The sequence below is a fragment of the Bradyrhizobium guangxiense genome, assembly GCF_004114915.1.
Classification (GTDB): Bacteria; Pseudomonadota; Alphaproteobacteria; order Rhizobiales; family Xanthobacteraceae; genus Bradyrhizobium; species Bradyrhizobium guangxiense.
This window is the reverse complement of sequence record NZ_CP022219.1, coordinates 3,483,940-3,503,310: the sequence shown is the minus strand read 5'-3', so window position 1 is coordinate 3,503,310 and position 19,371 is coordinate 3,483,940. Positions and strand designations below refer to the sequence as shown.

The window sequence follows — 19,371 nt, the reverse complement described above, 5'->3', positions numbered from 1 at the left end:
CCGCAACTGCTTAATTTACCGTGAACGAAGCGAACCTCGCGGAATACGTGTGGCCGCGCGGCTCAAACCGGCAGCCGCAACACCTCGCAAGGGCTGCCGGCTTCGGCCTTCTGCGCGAAGGGTGCGCGCACGAGAAGTACCTGTGCCGCAGCGAGATTCGCAAGCAGAGAGGAGTCCTGATGGCTGACGGGAAGGGCGACTTGCGTGCCGTCGTCGCGCAGCTCCAGACGCGCGCGCAAGTAATCCTCGCGCTGGTCGTTGGCACCGAGATCGCGGCCCAGCACGGCGCGTTCGCGGCGATGATGAATCACCTCTTGGCCCGATAGGGCACGAATCAGCGGCACCATGAACAGGAACGCGCACACGTAAGACGACACGGGATTGCCGGGCAGGCCGATCACGCGCATGGCGCCGAGCCGCCCGTGCATCATCGGCTTGCCTGGCCGCATCGCGATCTTCCAGAACGCCATCGCGATGCCTTCGTCCTTGAGCGCCTGCTGGACCAGGTCGTGGTCGCCGACCGAGGCGCCGCCGGTGGTGATCAGGATGTCCGCGCCGCTGTCGCGGGCGCGGCGGATTCCGGCGGAGGTCGCCTCCAGCGTATCCGCGGCGACACCGAGGTCGATGGTCTCGGCGCCCTCGCTGCGGGCGAGCGCATGCAGTGCGTAACCGTTGGAATAGACGATCTGGCCGGGGCCGGGCGTGGTGCCGGGCATCACCAGCTCATCGCCGGTGGCGAGGATCGCGACCTTCGGACGGCGGCGGACGGGCAGGTGCGGGTGATTCATTCCAGCGGCGAGCGCGAGATCGCGCTCGGTCAGACGGGCTCCCCTGCGCAGGAGCACGTCACCCTCGCGGAAATCGACGCCGGCCGGGCGAATGTGCCGTCCGGCGATCGCGGCCTCCCTGATGGTGACCCTGTTGCCGTCCGCAACGGTGTCCTCCTGGATCACCACCGCGTCCGCGCCGTCTGGAACGACGCCGCCGGTGAAGATCCGTACGGCTTCGCCGGTGCTGACCGTCCCGGTGAACGGCCGGCCGGCCGCGACCTCGCCGATGACAGTCAGCCTGGAATCAATCATTGCCGCATCCACCGCGCGCACGGCATAGCCGTCCATCGCCGACATGGCATGCGGCGGCTGCGTGCGCCGCGCCGCGAGGTCATGGGCGAGCACGCGGTGGTAGGCTTCGTCGAGCGAAACCATCTGCTCAGGCAGCGGCTCTGCCCCCGCCAGCACCGCAGCAAGGGCGTCGGAAACCGGCATCAAGGCCACGGCGGAACTCCTGCTGAGCACATCGATAAAATGGCGGAGAGTTCTAGCCGAGTGCAGGCGCGAGGCAAAGCAGCACGCAGAATGATTTATCGTGCGTGATCTCAGTGCGGAGGAGGGAAGCTCACGTCCGCCGGGGCATGATCCGGAAGGCAAGGCAAACCGGCATGAGGATCGCCATGGCTAGAACGAGAAAAACAAGCGCCACGGCCAGCATCGGTCAACTCCCGGTCGGTCCGTCCGTACCGAGGTCGAACGCGACGTCTGGAGCTTTGGGCCCTTGATCCTTGTCGGGGAGCGGGTCGGCCTGCGATTTCAGGTCGGCCGCCTTTCTGATCAGCTTGGCGGAAAGGTCCGAATCCGAGGTGTTTCTTGCGAATTCAAGCAGGAGAGAGGCTTGCTTGGTGAGGTAGGTTTTGCCCAGCACGTCGATGAGTCCGGTGTAGAAGTCCCAACGGACTCATGAGTCCGGAGGGTGGTATTCCGTTCCCGGGAACTCTGTATAAAAATGCACAAAGTGATCAGGTTCCATATTTGCTGCAAATTTAGTTCCGGACGCGCTTCCGGCGCGGGCTTCGCGTAACGAATCTCTGGGGTCAGATACCCAACGCCTTCAATGCGTTCCCAACGTCGCGCGGCGACGTTACATGCACGGCCGTCAGGCCGCGCGCCCGCGCGCCCTCGATGTTCTCGGCGAGGTCGTCGAAGAACACGATGCGCTCGGCGGGCACGCCGATCGCGGCAACGACATGGTCGAAAGCCTCCGCATCCGGTTTGCGCAAGCCGATGCTGGACGACAGGTATAGCTCGCGGAAATGGCCGAGCAGGTCGGCATATTCCTTCGAGAAATAGTCGACATGTGGCCGGTTGGTGTTTGAAAAGGCGTAGAGCGGTATCTGCTTCGCAGCGCGCGGCAACAGCTCGGCGATGTCGGGCATCTCACCGGCGAAGATCGCGTTCCAGCCCTCCAGGAACTGCGCGTCCGAAATGCCTATTCCCAATGAAGCGCGCAGCGAGGCGAAATAATCCTCGTCGCTGATCTTGCCAACCTCGTGCAGCCGGTAGGCCTCGTCGCGCACATAGCGCGCGACGATCGCCTCGGGCTGGCAGCCGGCATGTCCCGCCCAGCAGGCGATCGCCTTGGAGAAATCGATGTCGAGCACGACGCGCCCGAGATCGAACAAAAGCGCGTCCGCGCTGCCGGGAGAGAGCGATGTCACATGCATCCTTTCATTTGAGGATCTGCCAATCAGTACCGATAAGGCTCGTGGTCGAACAGCGGGAACGCGCTGAACACGCTCGGCGCGTTGGTGGCGGTCGCCGGATGCAGGCAGGACCTGTCGACCTCGGCAAACGACGTTGCGCCCAACAGGCCGAGGCAGCGCAGCACCTCGTCCTCCAACAGCTCCAGCATCCGCGTGATGCCGGCTTCGCCGGCCGCCGCCAGCGCCCAGCATTGCAGCCGGCCGATGCCGACGAGGTCAGCGCCCGCTGCGATCGCCTTGACGATGTCGGTGCCGCGACAGATGCCGCCGTCGACCATGATCTTGGCGCGGCCTTTGACGGCCTCCACGATCTCGGGCAGCACATGCATCGCACCGCGGCCATGGTCGAGCTGGCGCCCGCCATGATTGGAGACGTAGATCCATTCGACGCCGTGATCGACCGCGATCAGGGCGTCTTCGGCGGTGGCGATGCCCTTCAGGATCAGCGGGATCTTGAACTTGTCCTTGATCATCTTCACGGTCCGCCACTCCAGTCCCTTCTGGAAATCGCCGCCGGTGGCGCGTAGGCGGCTTTCGCGAACGTAGCGCTTGGCGATGTCACGTTCGCGACGGCTGTAATGAGCGGTGTCGACGGTCAGGCAGAAGGCGGCGTAGCCGTTCTTCTCGCTTCTGCTGACGACATCGGCGACGAAGGCGTCGTCGCCGCGGACATAGAGCTGATAGAGCCGGAGCGCATCGGGCGCAGCTTCCGCGGTCTGCTCCAGGCCAGGCTCCGACACCGAGCTCAGCATATGGGCGGCACCGAAGGCGCCGGCACCGCGCGCGACGCTCGCCGCGCCATCGGGATCGAAGATCTCGAGCGCTCCAACGGGAGCGAGCACGACCGGCAGGCGCATCTGGCGGCCGAACCGCTGAACCGAGCCGTCCACCCTGCGGACGTCGCGCAGCACTCGCGGCCGAAAGGCGATCTCGTCCAGCGCCATGCGGTTGCGGCGCATCGTGGTTTCGGTCTCGGCGGCTCCGACGATGTAGTCCCAGGCGTTCTGGTTCAGGTTGGCCCGCGCCTTTCGGATGAATTCGTGCAGGTTCTGGAACGGCTCGTTGCTGGCGCCGAGTTCGACGTTCCGTTCCGGCCGGATGCGGGGTGCTTCGTTCATTGTTTTCCTCCCGAGAATTTGAAGCCTTATGTCATCGCCTAACCCGTCCAGCCCTCCAAAACTATCCTAAAATCGCATAGCTGCGAGGCGTGGACCGGCCCACCGATTCCCCTTGCGGGCAGACCAGTCCTGCAACGTTGCCAAAAGTTTAGGCTCGAACGAAGCGATTTCTGCGGAGGACCCGCCGGCGTGGCATCCCGGCCTTGAAGAAACCAGAATGGTATTGTGAGAAACGGACTGGATCGCCAATTGCATGGCGCCTCCCAAGTCTTGAGAGCAAGCTTAAGCGAACCGCCAAAGCAAAAAGGCCAACCCATCCATGCGGAAATCCCTGCTGTTCCCTCTCGGTACGCTCACCGGCGCGTGTCTGACCCTTCTGGTAGCGAGCCCGCACGGCGGCGTATGGGCGGCGCGGGCGGCAGCGAGCGCAGATGATGCCTATTCCCAGCTCAACCTGTTCGGCACCGTGTTCGAGCGGGTGAAGGCGAGCTATGTCGAGAAGCCCGACAATGCCAAAATGATCGAAGGCGCGATCACGGGCATGGTGACCTCGCTCGATCCGCATTCGCGCTACATGAACGACAAGGCCTGGACCGAGATGCAGGAGACCACCTCCGGCGAGTTCGGCGGCCTCGGCATCGAGGTCACGATGGAAGACGGCCTCGTCAAGGTCGTCTCGCCGATCGACGATACACCGGCCTCGAAGGCGGGCCTGATGTCCGGCGACCTCATCAGCAAGATCGACGGCGAGGCCGTGCAGGGCATGACGCTCGAGCAGGCCGTCAACAAGATGAAGGGCCCTGTCGACACCAAGACCAAGCTCACCATCGTGCGCAAGGGCGCGGACGCGCCGCTCGATGTTGCGATCACGCGCGAGATCATCCACGTGCGCCCGGTGCGCTTCCACGTCGAGAACGGCGACATCGGCTATATCCGCGTCACCTCGTTCAACGAGCAGACCACCGATGGCCTGAAGAAGGCGATCGCATCGATCGTCAAGCAGGTCCCGCAAGAGAAGCTCACCGGCTACGTGCTCGACTTGCGCAACAATCCGGGCGGGCTGCTCGACCAGGCCGTGTCGGTGTCGAGTGCTTTCCTGCAGCGCGGCGAGGTCGTCTCGACCCGCGGCCGCAGTCCGGAAGAGACGCAGCGCTTCACGGCGCATGGTGGCGACCTCACCAAGGGCAAGCCGCTGGTGGTTCTGGTCAACGGCGGCTCGGCTTCGGCTTCTGAGATCGTGGCCGGCGCGCTGCACGATCACAAGCGCGCGACGATCATCGGCACGCGCTCGTTCGGCAAGGGCTCGGTGCAGACGATCATTCCGCTCGGCGCCGGCAACGGTGCGCTGGCGCTGACCACGGCGCGCTACTACACCCCGTCGGGCCGCTCGATCCAGGCCCAGGGCATCGCGCCCGACATCGAGATCCTTCAGGACGTGCCGCCGGAGCTGAAGGGCCGCATGGACACTATGGCGGAGTCCCAGATGCGCGGCCATCTGCAAGCCGCCGACGGCACCGAGCAGACCGGATCGCAGTCCTACGTCCCGCCGGAAGAGAAGGACGACAAGGCTTTGCACGCGGCCTATGACTTCCTGCACGGCGTCACCGCCAATGCGGTCGCCGCCAAGCCTGCGCCGAAGGCTGCGGTGCCGAACTAGACTTTCCGATCTTCAGAGATGGAACGCCCGGGAGTGGATGGCCGCTCCCGGGCGAATTCGTTCTGGGGTGACATCTCGTTGGGGCGGGCTACATGCGGGCTAGCTTGCTTCGCGCCGGCGGCTCTCGCTGCCGCCGCGCTGGGCGAGCTGGCTGCGATGCAGCGCGAACAGCTCCAGCACCTTGTTGGCAGGCTTTGCGGCGCTGAACAGATAGCCCTGCATCTCGGAACAGCCGAGCGCGCGCAACAGGCGCTGCTGCTCTTCGGTCTCGACGCCCTCGGCTGTGGTGGTCATGCGGCGCGCCGCTGCCAGGTTGACGACGGCCTGGACGATGCTGGCGGAGCCGTCGGGACGGGCGATGTCGTCGACGAAACAGCGGTCGATCTTGATCTTGTCGAACGGGAAGCGGTGCAGGTAGCTCAGCGACGAGTAGCCGGTGCCGAAATCGTCGAGCGCGATGCGCACGCCGATGGCGCGGAGCTGATGCAGGATCGTGAGCGCGACATCGTCGTCGCGGATCAGCACCGCCTCGGTGATCTCGAGCTCCAGCCGGCTCGCCGGCAGGTTCGAAGCGGCGAGCGCGGCCATAATCTTCAGCGCCAGCGTGCCGCTTTTGAATTGCACCGGGGAGACGTTGACCGCGAGGCGGATATCGTCCGGCCAGCCCGCGGCGTCCCGGCAGGCGGTCGCCAGCACCCATTCGCCGATCTCGTTGATCAGGCCGGTATCTTCGGCGATCGGGATGAACTCCGCCGGCGAGACCATGCCGCGCTCGGGATGGCGCCAGCGCACCAGGGCCTCGCAGCCGGTGATGCGATCATCCTTCAGGCTGAGGCAGGGCTGGTAGTAGACCTCGAGCCCGCCTTCGAGATCCCCTTGGGCGATGGCGTGGCGCAGGTCGCTCTCGAGCTGCCGGCGCTCGCGCACCTTGGCGTCCATCTCCGGCTCGAAGAAGCGATAGGTGCGGCGTCCGGCGGACTTGGCGGCGTACATCGCCATGTCCGCGTTCTTCAGGATCTGGTCGAGCGCCGTGCCGTGTTCCGGTGCGAGCGCGATGCCGATGCTGGCGTCGGTGGTGAGATGATGGCCCATGCAGTTGAACGGGGCCCGGATGGCCGCGAAGACCCGCGCAACGAGGTCGTCGACCTGATCCCGCGACGTCACGGCGCTCTGGACGATGGCGAATTCGTCGCCGCCGAGCCGCGCCACGAAATCCGTCGGACCCGCACAGCGCCGCAGGCTCGCGGCAACCGATTTCAATAGCTCGTCGCCGACGAGGTGGCCGAGCGCGTCGTTGACGCCCTTGAACTCGTCGATGTCGATGTAATGCACCGCGATCTCTTCGCCCTTGCCAACCGCGGCCAGCTCGGCGCGCAGATGCTCGTGGAACATGGCACGGTTCGGCAGGTCGGTCAGCGCGTCGTAATGGGCGAGGTGGGTGATGCGCTCCTCTATGCGGCGGCGCTCGGTGATGTCCTCATGGGTCGCCACCCAGCCGCCATCCGCGAGCGGTTCGTTGAGGATGTGGATGGAGCGGCCGTCGGCGGTGTCGATCACCATGGAATTGCGGACGTGGATGTCGTTCAGAACGAGCGCGACGTAAGCGTCGACGTCTCCTGTGAACGAACCGGTCGCCTTGCGATGGGCGATGATGTCGTGGAAGCTGCAACCCGGCTTCACGACGTCGACCGACAATCCGTACATCTCGATGTAACGATGGTTGCAGACCACCATCTGCCGCTCGGCGTCGAACAGCAGGAGGCCCTGCGTCATGTTGTTGACGGCGCGGTCGAGCCGCTGCTTCTCCAGCCTCAGCCGTTCGCGCGACGCGCGGTGCTGCTCCAGCAGCTTGCGCACGATCGCGATTAGCACGCCTGCGATGGCGAGCGCGGAAGCCGCGGCGACCGAGATCAGCATGCCGATCTGCTCGCGCCAGTCGGTCAGGGCCGCCGCGCGCGTCGTGGTAGCCATCATCAGGATCGGGAAATGGGGCAGCGCCCGCGAGGAGATCAGCCTGTCCTCGCCGTCGACGGGGCTCGTGAAACGGCCGGCGAAGTGATCGAGGCCGAAAACCCTCTGCTGCTCGAATGAGCCGGTCTTGAAATTCTGTCCCATCAATTCGCTGGCGTGCGGATAACGGGCGAGCAGCGTGCCGTCGCGATGCAGCATCGAGATCGTCGCACCTTCGCCGAGCACCACGGATGCGAAGAACTTCTCGAAATTGGCGGGCTCGATGCCGCGTCCGACGACGCCCAGGAACTCGCCATTGGGCCCGACGATCCTCCGGGCCACCAGGATGGTCCATGCGCCGGAGATGCGACTGTGCAATGGCTCGATTAGGACATCCGGCGAATTGGGATCGTACTTGAAGGTGCGAAAATAGGCGCGGTCGGCCATGTTGACCTTGGGAGCCGGCCAAGCCGTCGACGAATTGATCAGATTGCCTTCGGCATCGATGATGTTGACGCCGCCGATATAGGGCAGCGCCTCGATCTTCGATCGCAGCATCTGGTGGATGTCCCGACCGGAGAGGCGAGCGCGGAGGTCTGCAACGCTTGCGATGCCGATCGAACGCGCGTGATCGACGAAGTCTCGCTGGATGACTGCGAAGTCCTGCAATTGCTGGTCGAAGTGATGGGCGAGCATCAGCACGGTGTTTTCCAGCTCGCGGCCGGAGTTGCGCAGCGCCCGCTCGCGGAAATTCTGCGCCATCAGAACGGAGCCTATGGCGATGGCCGCGATCAGCAGCGTGCCGCCCACCACCAGCCAGCGGATCGGTCCGCCGCGCACGAAGGCTTGGTCAAAGAGGCGATTGCCGAATCTCGTCATCATGCTGGATCATTGCCGCGCACACCTCAGGATCAATTCTTGGCCCCGAAAACATCCGTTGGTTTACGGGAACGGTGTGGAGGCGAAGTTAGGAAGCGCGGTTAACGGAGCATGAACGGTCGCGCGCAAAAGCAATCGATGCGCACGATGCAAGAGGCGGGTCGCTGAAATGAGCGCGCGTCAGGCGCGGTAATGGCCGGACTTGCCGCCGAGCTTCTCGACCAGGTGGATGCCTTCGATACGCACGCCGCGCTCGACCGCCTTGATCATGTCGTAGATGGTGAGGCAGGCGACAGACACCGCGGTGAGTGCCTCCATCTCGACGCCGGTCGGTCCCGTCACCTTCACGCTGGCCCGTACCACGCAGCCCGGCAGCGTTGCGTCAGGCTTGATGTCGACAATGACCTTCGACAGCGCGAGCGGATGACAGAGCGGGATCAGCTCCGAGGTGCGCTTGGCGGCCATGATGCCGGCGATGCGCGCGGTGCCGAGCACGTCGCCTTTCTTGGCATTGCCGGACACGATCAGGTCGAGTGTCGCCCTGGTCATGACGACGCGGCCTTCTGCGCCCGCGAGCCGCTCGGTCGCCGGCTTGTCCGACACGTCGACCATTCGGGCCTCGCCGGAGGCAGCGATGTGGGTGAGGGCGAGGCCGGTCTTGGTTTTCAAGAGCTTGGTTTTCAAGAGCTTGGCCTTCGATTGCCCGGTCGCGGAAGCCTTGCGCGCCATGTCAGCGCGTACCGGTCGCGCGCGCGGCCGTCTCTCGGGCAAGCAGCGTACGCGTCGCCGCGGTGACGTCGGCCTGCCGCATCAGGCTCTCGCCGACCAGGAAGGTCGACATGCCGACGCGCTCGAGCCGGGCAAGGTCGGCGGGCGTGAAGATGCCGCTCTCGCCGACCATCAGCCGGTCCGAAGGGATCAGCGGCGCCAAGGCCTCGCTGGTCGCGAGCGTGGTTTCGAAGGTCCGAAGATTGCGGTTGTTGACCCCGATCATCGGCGAGCGAAGCTTCAGCGCCCGGTCGAGCTCGGCGCGGTCATGGATCTCGATCAGCACGTCCATGCCGTAGGCAGTCGCGGCGTCTTCGAGGTCTCTTGCCGTGGCGTCGTCGAGCGCCGCCATGATGATCAGGATGCAATCGGCACCGTGCGCGCGGGCCTCGGCCACTTGATAGGTGTCGAACATGAAATCCTTGCGCAGCACCGGCAGGGAGGTCGCCGCGCGCGCCGCCACCATGAAGTCGAGATGGCCCTGGAACGAGGGCGTGTCGGTCAGCACCGACAGACAGGCTGCGCCGCCGGCCTCATAGGCCTTGGCAAGCCGGGGCGGGTCGAAATCGGCGCGGATCAGCCCTTTCGACGGCGAGGCTTTCTTCACCTCGGCGATCAGCGCGAAATCGCCATTGGCGTGCTTGGCCCTGATCGCGCGCACGAAGCCGCGCGGCGCGGCTTGCGCCTTGGCCGCCGCCTCGACGGCCGACAGCGGCTGCGCGCGCTTGGCGGCAGCGATCTCCTCGCGCTTGTAGGCTTCGATCTTGGTCAGGATGTCCGACATGCCGGGCTCAGCCGTTCGAGATCGCGATCAGGTGCTTCAGCTTCGCCTTGGCTGCGCCGCTGTCGATCGACTTCATGCCGAGCGCGACGCCTTCCTTGAGGTCCTTGGCGCGTCCGGCCACCACCAGCGCGGCCGCGGCGTTCATCAGGGCGACGTCGCGGTAGGCGCTCGGCTTGCCGTCGAGCACGCTTTGCAGCGCGATCGCGTTGGCGTCGGCATCGCCGCCTTTCAGCGCGCCGGCTTCGCAGCGCGACAGGCCGGCGTCCTCCGGCGTCACCTCGAAATTGCGGATCTCGCCATTGTGGAGCGCGGAGACGAAGGTCGGGCCGGTGAGGGTGATCTCGTCGAGGCCGTCGGAGCCGTGCACCACCCACGCGGATTCGGAGCCGAGATTCTTCAGCACCTGCGCCAGCGGCTGCACCCATTGCCGGGAGAACACGCCGACCATCTGCCGCTTCACGCCGGCCGGGTTGGACAAGGGACCGAGCAGGTTGAAGATCGTGCGCGTCGCAAGCTCGACCCGGGTCGGACCGACGTTCTTCATGGCGGGATGGTGGGCAGGAGCGAACATGAAGCCGATGCCGCATTCACGCACGCAGCGGCCGACCTGTTCGGGCCTGAGGTCGATCTTCACGCCGAGCGAAGCCAGCACGTCGGCGGCGCCCGAGCGCGACGACAGCGCGCGGTTCCCGTGCTTGGCCACCGGCACGCCGGCGCCCGAGACGATGAAGGAGGCGCAGGTCGAGACGTTGACCGAGCCGGAGCCGTCGCCGCCGGTGCCGACGATGTCGACGGCATCAGGCGGTGCCGTCACGGTCAGCATCTTGGAGCGCATCGCCGCAACCGCGCCGGTGATCTCGTCCACGGTCTCGCCGCGCACCCTGAGCGCCATCAACAGGCCACCCATCTGCGAGGGCGTAGCCTCGCCGCTCATCATGGCGTCGAAGGCGGAAGCCGCTTCGTCACGCGACAGGCTGGCGCCGGTCGCCACTTTTCCAATGATCGATTTCAGGTCGTCCATCGCGTGCTTTCAACTCACTGGTTCGCGCCGGTCACCTGCGCGAAGGCGGCCTGATTAATGGTGGTCCCGATGTCGGTTTCAAGCTTGTTGACGTAGGAGGCGACCTGCTCCTCGGTCTGGGCGCGGTCGAGGCTGTCTTTCAGCTTCTTGACCGCGTCGGAGGCGGCGTCGACTGTGGGGTCGACGATGCCGGTGACGCGGAAGACGATCACCTCTGTGCCGCCGGTCACCGGCGTCTGTCCGACACCGTCCTTGGCGGCGCGGAAGGCGGCGGCCACGACGGCTGTGGGCACACTGGCGGGCGTATCGTCGCGCTTGAAGCCGGCGGCGGTCTCGACCTTGACGCCGACCGCTGCGGCTTCATCGGCGAGCTTGCTGCCCGATTCGAGCTTCTGCACCATCTCGGTCGCCTTGGCCTTCAGCTTGGTCGCGGTCTGGTCCTGGCGCCAGCGCGCCTCGACCTGGTCGCGGACCTCGTCGAGATTGCGGTCCCGCGAGGGCGTGATGGCGAGCACGTCGTACCAGACATACCCGCCCTTGAACGAGATCGAGTCGTTGTCGACGCCGACATCGGTGTTGAAGGCCTGCGACACCACGTCGAGGCCCTGCGGAATGTTGGCGACCGCCTGGCCATTCGGGGCGCGGCCGGAACGGTCGACGGCGTCGATGGTCACGGCGGTGAGGCCGAGCTTCTGCGCCGCGTCGATCACGCTGGAGCCGCCGCCGCGCTCGTCTTCCATCTTGTCGCGGAGATCGTTGACCTTGACGCGCGCGCGCTCGGTCGCGATCTCGCGCTTGAGGTCGCCGGCAAGGCTGGCGTAATCCGCCTCCTTGCCCGGCTCGATCTTGTCGACCTTGACGATCGACGTGCCGAGAGGCCCCTGGATCGGCTGGCTGATCTCGCCGGCGGGAAGCGCGAAGGCCGCATCGCCCACCGCGGGGGCGAGCGCGGATTTGGTCACGAGACCGAGATCGACGTCGGAGGGGCTCAACCCGCGCTCCTTGCCGAGGTCCTCGAACGACATGCCGCCGACGAGCCGCTCCCGAGCGGCCTGAGCCTCCGCGGCGTTGGGGAATACAATCTGCTGGATCTGGCGCTTCTCGGGCGTGCCGAGCCGGTCCTTGCGCTGCTCGAACACCTTCTTGGCGTCCTCGTCCGACACCTCGCTCCACTTGCCGATCTCTTCCGGCGAGACCACCACGAAGGCGATCTTGCGATATTCGGGCGCGCGGAACTGGACCTTGTGATCCTCGAAATAGGATGCCAGCGCCTCGGGCGAGGGCGGGTCGATCTGGCCTGCCTGGGCGGTATCGAGCCTGACGAATTCGATGGAGCGCTGCTCGTTCTGATAGCGCGTCAGCGCATCGATCATGGCCTTCGGCGGCTCGAGGCCGGCGCCGATCGTGCCGGTGATCTGCCGGCGCAGCGAGACCTTGCGCTGCTCGGCGACGTAGCGCTGCTCGGTATAGCCGAAATTGCGGATCACGGCCTGGAAGCGGTTCGCGTCGAAATTGCCGCCGACGCCCTTGAAGTTGCGGTCGTTCATGATGACTTGGCGGATCTGCTCGTCGGACTGGCCGAGTCCGAGCCGGCGCGCCTCTTCGTCGAGCGCGGCTTCCGCGATCGTCTGCTGCAGCACCTGGCGGTCGAGGCCGAAGGCGCGCGCCTGGTCGGGTGTCAGCGGACGGCCGAACTGGCGGCTGATCTGCTGCAGGCGGTCGGTGTAGATCTGGCGGAACTCGTTCAGCGAAATCTCGGTGCGGCCGACCTTGGCCACCGTGGACTGCCCGAAGCCGCGGAAGATGTCGGCGATGCCCCAAATGCCGAAACTGATGATCAACACGCCCATCACCACGGCCATAATGGTCTTGCCGAGCCAGTTTGATGAGGCCTTGCGCATTCCTCGAAGCATTTGGTCCAACTTGTTTGGTCAGGAGGGGAACGGGAGCGCGTCTTAATGCAGATTCCGCAAAAGCGCGTCACCAAATTGATAGATCATCATAAAGTGGCGGCTTTCCCCCCGCAACCTCAGGCCAGGGGACCGCTTGAAGCCGCGGTTAAACGCCCCAAAGCGTTTTCCAGCGAAGTGGACCCCGGTTCGCGTCAGAAAACGCTTCAAAACAAGAATCTGGAACTGCAGCAGGTCCTCTGCTAGCGCATGCGCAAACCTCATTTTGCTGGAAATGGACATGACCGACGCCATACGCCCCCTGATCGCCGGCAATTGGAAAATGAACGGCCTGAAGGCCCAGGCTGCTGAATTCGACGCCATGCTCAGCGGCGCGGCAGATGTGGCCGCCAAGGCCGATCTGCTGGTCTGCCCGCCGGCGACCCTGGTGGCGGCCTTTGCCGACAAGGCGCGCGGCAAGAGAGTCGCGGTCGGGGCCCAGGATTGCCATCCCAAGGCATCCGGAGCCCATACCGGTGATATCTCCGCCGAAATGCTGGCGGACGCGGGCGCGACCGCCATCATCGTTGGTCATTCTGAGCGCCGCGCCGACCACGGCGAAGGCGATGCCCTGATCCGCCAGAAGGCGGAAGCCGCCTGGCGCGCCGGAGCGGTCGCGATCGTCTGCGTCGGCGAGACGCAAGGTCAGCGCGACGCCGGCCAGACCCTGGATATCCTGCGCGGCCAGCTCGCCGGCTCGCTGCCGGATGGCTCGACCGCCGCCAACCTGATCGTGGCCTATGAGCCGGTCTGGGCGATCGGCACCGGCCTGACCCCGACGGCCAAGGATGTCGAGCAGATTCATGGGTTTATCCGGGAGATCCTGACCATCAGGTTCAAGGCCGAAGGTGCCAGGATGCGGATTCTCTACGGCGGCTCGGTCAAGCCCTCGAACGCGGCCGAACTGATGGCGGTCAAGAACGTCAATGGTGCGCTGGTCGGCGGCGCCAGCCTGAAGGCGGCCGATTTCCTTGCGATTGCCAAAGGCTGTCCAAATTGAGGGCTGCCCCTAGCGAGCCCAAAGCTTTGGTTCGGGACCGATCGGGGGTGGCAATACCCCCTCTGATCGTGTAACACCGCGCAACTTCAGGAAAACCCGCGAAGCGCGATCGGCCGCCGTCAGGCGCCGCCCGCTTGTGACGGAAGGATACTATGCAGACCGTTGTCATCGTCATCCACCTCATGATCGTCGCTGTCATGATCGGCGCCGTCCTGCTCCAGAAGTCGGAAGGCGGCGGCCTCGGCATGGGAGGAGGCGCTGGCTTCATGTCGAGCCGCGGCACGGCGAATCTGTTGACGCGGACCACTGCAATCCTGGCCGTGGGCTTCTTCCTCACCAGCCTGTTCCTGTCCTGGTACGCCGGCTACGACCGCAAGCCGTCCTCGATCATCGGCCAGCCGTCGCAGACCCAGCCGGCCGGTGGATCGCCGGTCGCGCCGCCGACATCGGGCGGCATCCTGGATTCCCTGAAGAAGGCGGACGAGCAGCAGAACCAGGCGCCGGCAGGTCCGCAGGTGCCGCGTTCGCAATAAAGCAGGGGGGCCATGCAGGGCGGCTTCTACCGTCCTGCATCAACGATCCCCATCAAACCACTGTCACCACTCTTAGTTTTGGCTCACCCACAGGCCCGCAAAATCTTTTGGGGCGGAAGACGAATCGCTTTGGCGAATCGAATTCGAGGGATTAGAGGTTAAGTCCCATGGCGCGGTACATATTCATCACCGGCGGCGTGGTTTCCTCGCTCGGCAAGGGTCTGGCTTCAGCGGCACTCGGTGCACTGTTGCAAGCCCGGGGCTACAAGGTCCGCCTCCGCAAGCTCGACCCCTATCTCAATCTCGATCCCGGAACGATGTCGCCGTATCAGCACGGCGAAGTGTTCGTGACCGATGACGGCGCGGAGACCGATCTCGATCTCGGTCACTACGAGCGCTTCACGGGTCGGCCTGCGACCAAGGCCGACAACATCACGACCGGGCGCATCTACCAGGACATCATCTCCAAGGAGCGCCGCGGCGATTATCTCGGCGCGACGATCCAGGTGGTCCCGCACGTCACCAACGCCATCAAGGAATTCGTCCTCGACGGCAATGACGACTACGATTTCGTGCTGGTCGAGATTGGCGGCACCGTCGGCGACATCGAAGGCCTGCCGTTCTTCGAGGCGATCCGTCAGCTCAAGAACGAGCTTCCGCGCGATCACGCCGTCTACATCCATCTGACGCTGTTGCCCTACATTCCCAGCGCCGGCGAATTGAAGACCAAGCCGACACAGCACTCGGTGAAGGAGCTGCGCTCGATCGGCATCCAGCCGGACATCCTGCTCTGCCGCACCGACCGCGAGATCCCGAAGGAGGAGCGGCGCAAGCTGGGGCTGTTCTGCAACGTGCGCGAAAGCGCCGTGATCGAGGCACGCGACGTCGACAACATCTACGCGGTCCCCGAGGCCTACCACAATGCAGGCCTCGACGACGAAGTGCTCGCCGCCTTCGGCATCGGCTCGCGGATTCCGCCGGTGCTGCAGAGCTGGCAGCAGATCAACGAGCGCATTCGCAACCCCGAAGGCAACGTCACCATCGCCATCGTCGGCAAATATACCGGCATGAAGGATGCGTATAAGTCGCTGATCGAGGCGCTCTCGCACGGCGGCATCGCCAACAAGGTCAAGGTCAATCTCGATTGGATCGAGAGCGAGATCTTCGAGAAGGAAGATCCGGCGCCGTTCCTCGAGCACGTCAACGGCATCCTGGTGCCCGGCGGATTCGGCCAGCGCGGCGCGGAGGGCAAGATCAAGGCGGCGCAGTTCGCGCGCGAGCGCGACGTGCCATATTTCGGCATCTGCTTCGGCATGCAGATGGCGGTGATCGAGGCGGCGCGTAACCTCGTCGGCATCGAGGACGCCAATTCGACCGAGTTCGGCCCCACCAAGGAGCCGCTGGTCGGCCTGATGACGGAATGGCTGCGCGGCAACGAGCTCGAGAAGCGCTCGCAGGCCGGCGATCTCGGCGGCACGATGCGCCTCGGCGCGTATCCCGCCGCGCTCAACCGCGGCAGCCGCGTCTCCGAGGTCTATGGCGGCGCCACCGAGATCTCCGAGCGCCACCGCCATCGCTACGAGGTCAACACCGCTTACAAGGATCGCCTCGAGCAGCACGGCCTGAAATTCTCAGGACTTTCGCCCGACGGCGTGCTGCCCGAGATCGTCGAGTACGAGGATCACCCCTGGTTTATCGGCGTCCAGTTCCATCCCGAACTGAAGTCGCGTCCGTTCGAGCCGCATCCGCTGTTCGCCTCGTTCATCGCGGCGGCGGCGAAGCAGAGCCGGCTGGTCTGATGGCTCAGCGCACGGCGGAGTAGTCGCGCGCGTGATGCATCGGCGCCGGCGCGACGCGCGCTGATGGTTGAGGCGCAAACGATCCCGTGATCAGCTTCATCTGCGGCCGCCGCGTCAGCCTGTAGACCGCGGCAGGCGGCACGTTCAGCAGGGCGCGATCCACGAGCTTTGCGCGCAAGCCGAGCCGGTCAAGCACGGGCCGCGGCACCGGGCAGCTCATGCCGTAGGTGAACTGGTAGAAGGCGCCGCCGGGGCGGACATAGCTGAACGCGCCGTTGAGGATCGAGATCACCTTGCGCCTGGATATGTTGAGCAGTGGCAGGCCGCTCACGACCGCGCCGACCGGGGCGCCGTCATAGAGGCGCTCGGTCGCAAGCCGCGCCGCGTCCATCCACAGCACGCGCGCCCCGGGAAAGCGCATCTGCAGGATCTTCATGAAGTCGGAGCCGTATTCGATCAGCGTGAGATCCTGCGGCCTCACGCCGCGCTTGAGCAGCTTGTAAGTGAACGCGCCAGTGCCGGGACCGAGCTCGAGAATCGGTCCCGTCGTTGCACTGATCTCGCGCGTGATGAGATCGGCGAGCGCCGCACCCGATGGTGCGATCGCGCCGACCCGACGCGGGGACGACATCCAGGACAGGAAAAAGGACAGGAAATCGTTGGGCATGCGCACTCCGGCATCTTGATTGCACCTCGATGGAGGTGCGACGGATGCAGTGTGGCGGGAGCGCATTGCGACAGCATTGCGCTATGGGACGTGAATACGAATTGAATCAGCTCCGCTGGGCGTCCGGCAGCGTCATCCGGAAACAGGAGCCGCCGTCCGGCCCGTCCGTCACCGAGACGTGACCGCCATGCAGCTGCACGATCTCGCGCACCATGTTGAGGCCGAGGCCGGCACCGCGATCGAGCGGCGTCAGCCGATAGAACGGCTCGAAGATCTGCTCGCGCTGATCGGCGGGAATACCAGCGCCTTCGTCCGTGACCTCGATGCTCGCCGGTCTGGCGACGCGAATCCCGATCGTGCCGCGGCGCGGGCCGTGCTGGATTGCATTCTGCACGAGGTTGGTTAGCGCGCGCTCGAGCGCAGCCGCATCGCCGATCGTCTCGACCGGTGTCGCCGGCGCATCGAGGGCAAGCTCGTAGCCAGCGGCAATCGCCAAGGGAGCGAGGTCGGCGGCGACGCTTTGCGCAACGGCGGCGAGATTGACGCGCGTGAACGGATGGCCGCAGCGGTCGAGCCGCTGGATATCGAGCAATTGCTCGGCAAGCGTTGCCAGCCGCGCGGCATCCTCCAGCAGGCGGGTCTTGTCCGGCCCGGGGCTGAGCGACTCCAGGCGCGTGTTCAGGATCGCGATCGGTGTGCGCAGCTCGTGCGCGGCATCCGCAACGAAGCGCTTGTGGCGGGCATAGCCATGGTCGAGCCGCGCCAGCGCGTCGTTGATCGCGGTCACCAGCGGCATGACCTCCAGCGGAATACGCTCCACCGGCAGCCGCGCGCCGCGCTGATGAATATCGATGCGCCTGGCCTCGTCCGCCGCGGTGTCGAGCCCCCTGAACGCGCGCCGCACGATCATCGGCGTGGCAATGAACGTCGCCGTTCCCATCAGCAGCAAGCCGGGCAGGGCGATGCCGAGGAACGCAAGGGATGTCATGAACAGCGCCTTCGGGCCGGTCAGACGTCCCTGGGTCGCCGTGATGACCTGCAAATTGCCCGCATCGGTGTCGACCCGCTTCATCCGCGCCGCCGGCTTGCGCGGATCGTCCTCGAACATCTGCCAGCCGAGCCGCGCCTGGCTGATCTGGTCGAGGCCGCTGCCGATCGCGGCGAACTCGGCCGGCACGCTGCCTTCGCTCAGGACGCGACCCTGCCGGTCGCGCACGAGGAACCAGAGGTCTGGCGTCTCGCTGCGCAATTGCTGCAACTCGGCCGTCGGCTGCAAGGCCAATCCGCCTTGTGCGTCGCGCGCGAGCGCGCGCCGGACGACGTCGATGACGCGGTCCTCGTCGCGCTCGGCGAGCACGAAGCCGGAGGCGCACAACGCTCCGACCACGACGGCGACAAGTGCGAGGAGCAGGGCGGCCTGGAGCGAGAGCAGGCGCCAGCTCAGCCGCGAGCGCAGGCAATAGGGATCGTCGTGTTTGCTCATATCGGCTTCTTCAGGCTGGCAGCTTCTTGAGGAGATAGCCGACGCCGCGAATGCCGTGGATCTCGATGCCTGCGTCGGCGTCCGCAAGCTTTCGCCTGAGCCGTGAGACATGCGTGTCGAGCGCGTTGGACTGGATCTCGTCGTCGAAATTGTAGACCGCCTCTTCCAGCGCCGAGCGCAGCACGGTCCGGCCCATGCGGCGGATGAGGGCCTCAAGCACCAGCAGCTCGCGGCGGGGCAGCTCGAACGGCTCTCCGTCGATGCTAGCCTCGCGATGACTGAGGTCGAAGGCGAGCCGGCCGGCACGGACGACGTCTGGAGACAGGCCGGCGGGGCGCCGCAGCACGGCACGCAGCCGCGCGAGCAACTCCTCGACCGCAAACGGTTTTGCCAGATAATCGTCGGCGCCGCTGTCGAGCCCGGCGATGCGGTCAGCGAGCTCGCCGCGCGCGGTCAGGACAATGATGGGCACGCCGTCGGCGCGCGCGCGGAGCTTGGGGATCAAAGCGAGCCCATCGCCGTCGGGAAGCTGGCGATCGAGCAGGACGGCGGCATGGACGTCGGCCGAAATGGCCTCTTCCGCCTCGGCCAGCGTCGGAGCATGGTCCACCACCATGTCGTAGCGCTTCAGCGCCGAGGCCAGCGCGCAGGCCATTTCCGCTTCATCCTCGACCAGCAAAATCCGCATGTGACAGCCCGAACTGCAACTGAGCCTTTCTAGCGGCCCGATCATTGCGGCAGCATTGCGGGAGTCTGGCGCAACGCGGTGAGCTCAAGCCATGCGCAGAACGCCACATGGGGCGGCCCGGAGGGGCTCAAGACACCGTCGGGGCCAGCCGCTATAACCGCCGGACCTGTTCAGGGAGGACCATGGATGATCTACGAAATGCGCGTCTATCGCTGCCTGCCCGGCCGCTTGCCGGCGCTCTTGAAGCGGTTCGAGACTGCCACGCTGAAGATCTGGGAGAAACACGGCATCAAACAGGCCGGCTTCTTCACCACGCTGATCGGCGAATCCAACCAGGAGCTGACCTATTTCCTGGCCTGGGAGTCGCTTGCCGAGCGCGAGACGAAGTGGGGCAAGTTCATGACCGATCCGGACTGGATGAAAGCGCGCGCCGAGAGTGAAGCGGACGGCCAGATCGTCGGCAATATCGTCAGCCAGATCCTGACGCCGACTGCCTTCTCGGCGGTGAAGTAGGAACCTGCCGCTGCAAGGGTGGCGCC

Annotated in this window: 18 protein-coding genes; 6 read left to right on the top strand and 12 right to left on the bottom strand. The window is 65.4% G+C overall.

Annotation, left to right across the window (positions count from 1 at the left end):
• Positions 1-62: 62 nt before the first annotated feature.
• From X268_RS16585 to X268_RS16570, 4 genes are all read right to left on the bottom strand, one after another.
• Positions 63-1,274: a molybdopterin molybdotransferase MoeA gene (locus X268_RS16585; RefSeq protein WP_128925940.1), complete on the bottom strand. Its 1,212-nt coding sequence runs from the start codon at positions 1,272-1,274 to the stop codon at positions 63-65.
• A gap of 217 nt (positions 1,275-1,491) precedes the next feature.
• Complete coding sequence (locus tag X268_RS16580) at positions 1,492-1,698, bottom strand: hypothetical protein (RefSeq protein WP_128925939.1); 207 nt, start codon at positions 1,696-1,698, stop codon at positions 1,492-1,494.
• Positions 1,699-1,867: 169 nt separating this feature from the next.
• Entirely contained in the window at positions 1,868-2,497 is a 630-nt protein-coding gene (locus tag X268_RS16575; protein WP_164937770.1) for an HAD family hydrolase, read from the bottom strand.
• A 23-nt stretch (positions 2,498-2,520) separates the two neighbouring features.
• On the bottom strand, positions 2,521-3,654 hold the full coding sequence (locus X268_RS16570) for an alpha-hydroxy acid oxidase (protein ID WP_128925937.1): 1,134 nt from the start codon (positions 3,652-3,654) through the stop codon (positions 2,521-2,523).
• Positions 3,655-3,973: 319 nt separating this feature from the next.
• On the opposite strand from X268_RS16570, the gene X268_RS16565 reads away from it, so the two are divergent.
• Positions 3,974-5,311: a S41 family peptidase gene (locus X268_RS16565; RefSeq protein WP_128925936.1), complete on the top strand. Its 1,338-nt coding sequence runs from the start codon at positions 3,974-3,976 to the stop codon at positions 5,309-5,311.
• A gap of 99 nt (positions 5,312-5,410) precedes the next feature.
• On the opposite strand, the gene X268_RS16560 is transcribed toward X268_RS16565, so the two are convergent.
• From X268_RS16560 to X268_RS16540, 5 genes are all read right to left on the bottom strand, one after another.
• Positions 5,411-8,143: a bifunctional diguanylate cyclase/phosphodiesterase gene (locus tag X268_RS16560; protein WP_128925935.1), complete on the bottom strand. Its 2,733-nt coding sequence runs from the start codon at positions 8,141-8,143 to the stop codon at positions 5,411-5,413.
• A 177-nt stretch (positions 8,144-8,320) separates the two neighbouring features.
• Entirely contained in the window at positions 8,321-8,869 is a 549-nt protein-coding gene (moaC, locus tag X268_RS16555; RefSeq protein ID WP_128925934.1) for a cyclic pyranopterin monophosphate synthase MoaC, read from the bottom strand.
• Position 8,870: 1 nt separating this feature from the next.
• On the bottom strand, positions 8,871-9,692 hold the full coding sequence (gene trpC / locus X268_RS16550) for an indole-3-glycerol phosphate synthase TrpC (protein WP_128925933.1): 822 nt from the start codon (positions 9,690-9,692) through the stop codon (positions 8,871-8,873).
• Positions 9,693-9,699: 7 nt separating this feature from the next.
• Positions 9,700-10,713 (bottom strand): anthranilate phosphoribosyltransferase, encoded by a 1,014-nt coding sequence (trpD, locus tag X268_RS16545; protein ID WP_128925932.1) that lies wholly within the window; start codon positions 10,711-10,713, stop codon positions 9,700-9,702.
• 14 nt (positions 10,714-10,727) lie between these two features.
• Positions 10,728-12,626 carry a peptidylprolyl isomerase gene (locus tag X268_RS16540; RefSeq protein ID WP_128925931.1) on the bottom strand — a complete coding sequence of 633 codons (1,899 nt, stop codon included), beginning with the start codon at positions 12,624-12,626 and terminating at the stop codon, positions 10,728-10,730.
• Between the two features lie 45 nt (positions 12,627-12,671).
• On the opposite strand from X268_RS16540, the gene X268_RS16535 reads away from it, so the two are divergent.
• From X268_RS16535 to pyrG, 4 genes are all read left to right on the top strand, one after another.
• On the top strand, positions 12,672-12,869 hold the full coding sequence (locus X268_RS16535) for a hypothetical protein (protein WP_128925930.1): 198 nt from the start codon (positions 12,672-12,674) through the stop codon (positions 12,867-12,869).
• A gap of 34 nt (positions 12,870-12,903) precedes the next feature.
• Positions 12,904-13,662, top strand: coding sequence for a triose-phosphate isomerase (gene tpiA, locus X268_RS16530; RefSeq protein ID WP_128925929.1), 759 nt, complete (start codon positions 12,904-12,906; stop codon positions 13,660-13,662).
• A gap of 152 nt (positions 13,663-13,814) precedes the next feature.
• Entirely contained in the window at positions 13,815-14,195 is a 381-nt protein-coding gene (gene secG, locus X268_RS16525; protein WP_128925928.1) for a preprotein translocase subunit SecG, read from the top strand.
• A gap of 167 nt (positions 14,196-14,362) precedes the next feature.
• Positions 14,363-15,994 carry a CTP synthase gene (pyrG, locus tag X268_RS16520; RefSeq protein WP_128925927.1) on the top strand — a complete coding sequence of 544 codons (1,632 nt, stop codon included), beginning with the start codon at positions 14,363-14,365 and terminating at the stop codon, positions 15,992-15,994.
• 4 nt (positions 15,995-15,998) lie between these two features.
• Here pyrG and X268_RS16515 read toward each other — a convergent pair whose 3' ends face one another.
• The 3 genes from X268_RS16515 to X268_RS16505 form a co-directional block, all read right to left on the bottom strand.
• Positions 15,999-16,661 (bottom strand): class I SAM-dependent methyltransferase, encoded by a 663-nt coding sequence (locus X268_RS16515; protein WP_164937769.1) that lies wholly within the window; start codon positions 16,659-16,661, stop codon positions 15,999-16,001.
• 106 nt (positions 16,662-16,767) lie between these two features.
• On the bottom strand, positions 16,768-18,144 hold the full coding sequence (locus X268_RS16510) for a sensor histidine kinase (protein ID WP_128925925.1): 1,377 nt from the start codon (positions 18,142-18,144) through the stop codon (positions 16,768-16,770).
• Between the two features lie 10 nt (positions 18,145-18,154).
• Complete coding sequence (locus X268_RS16505; RefSeq protein WP_128925924.1) at positions 18,155-18,832, bottom strand: response regulator transcription factor; 678 nt, start codon at positions 18,830-18,832, stop codon at positions 18,155-18,157.
• A 186-nt stretch (positions 18,833-19,018) separates the two neighbouring features.
• Between X268_RS16505 and X268_RS16500 the strand changes: the two genes are divergently transcribed.
• Positions 19,019-19,345 carry an NIPSNAP family protein gene (locus X268_RS16500; protein WP_128925923.1) on the top strand — a complete coding sequence of 109 codons (327 nt, stop codon included), beginning with the start codon at positions 19,019-19,021 and terminating at the stop codon, positions 19,343-19,345.
• The last annotated feature ends 26 nt before the right edge of the window (positions 19,346-19,371 follow it).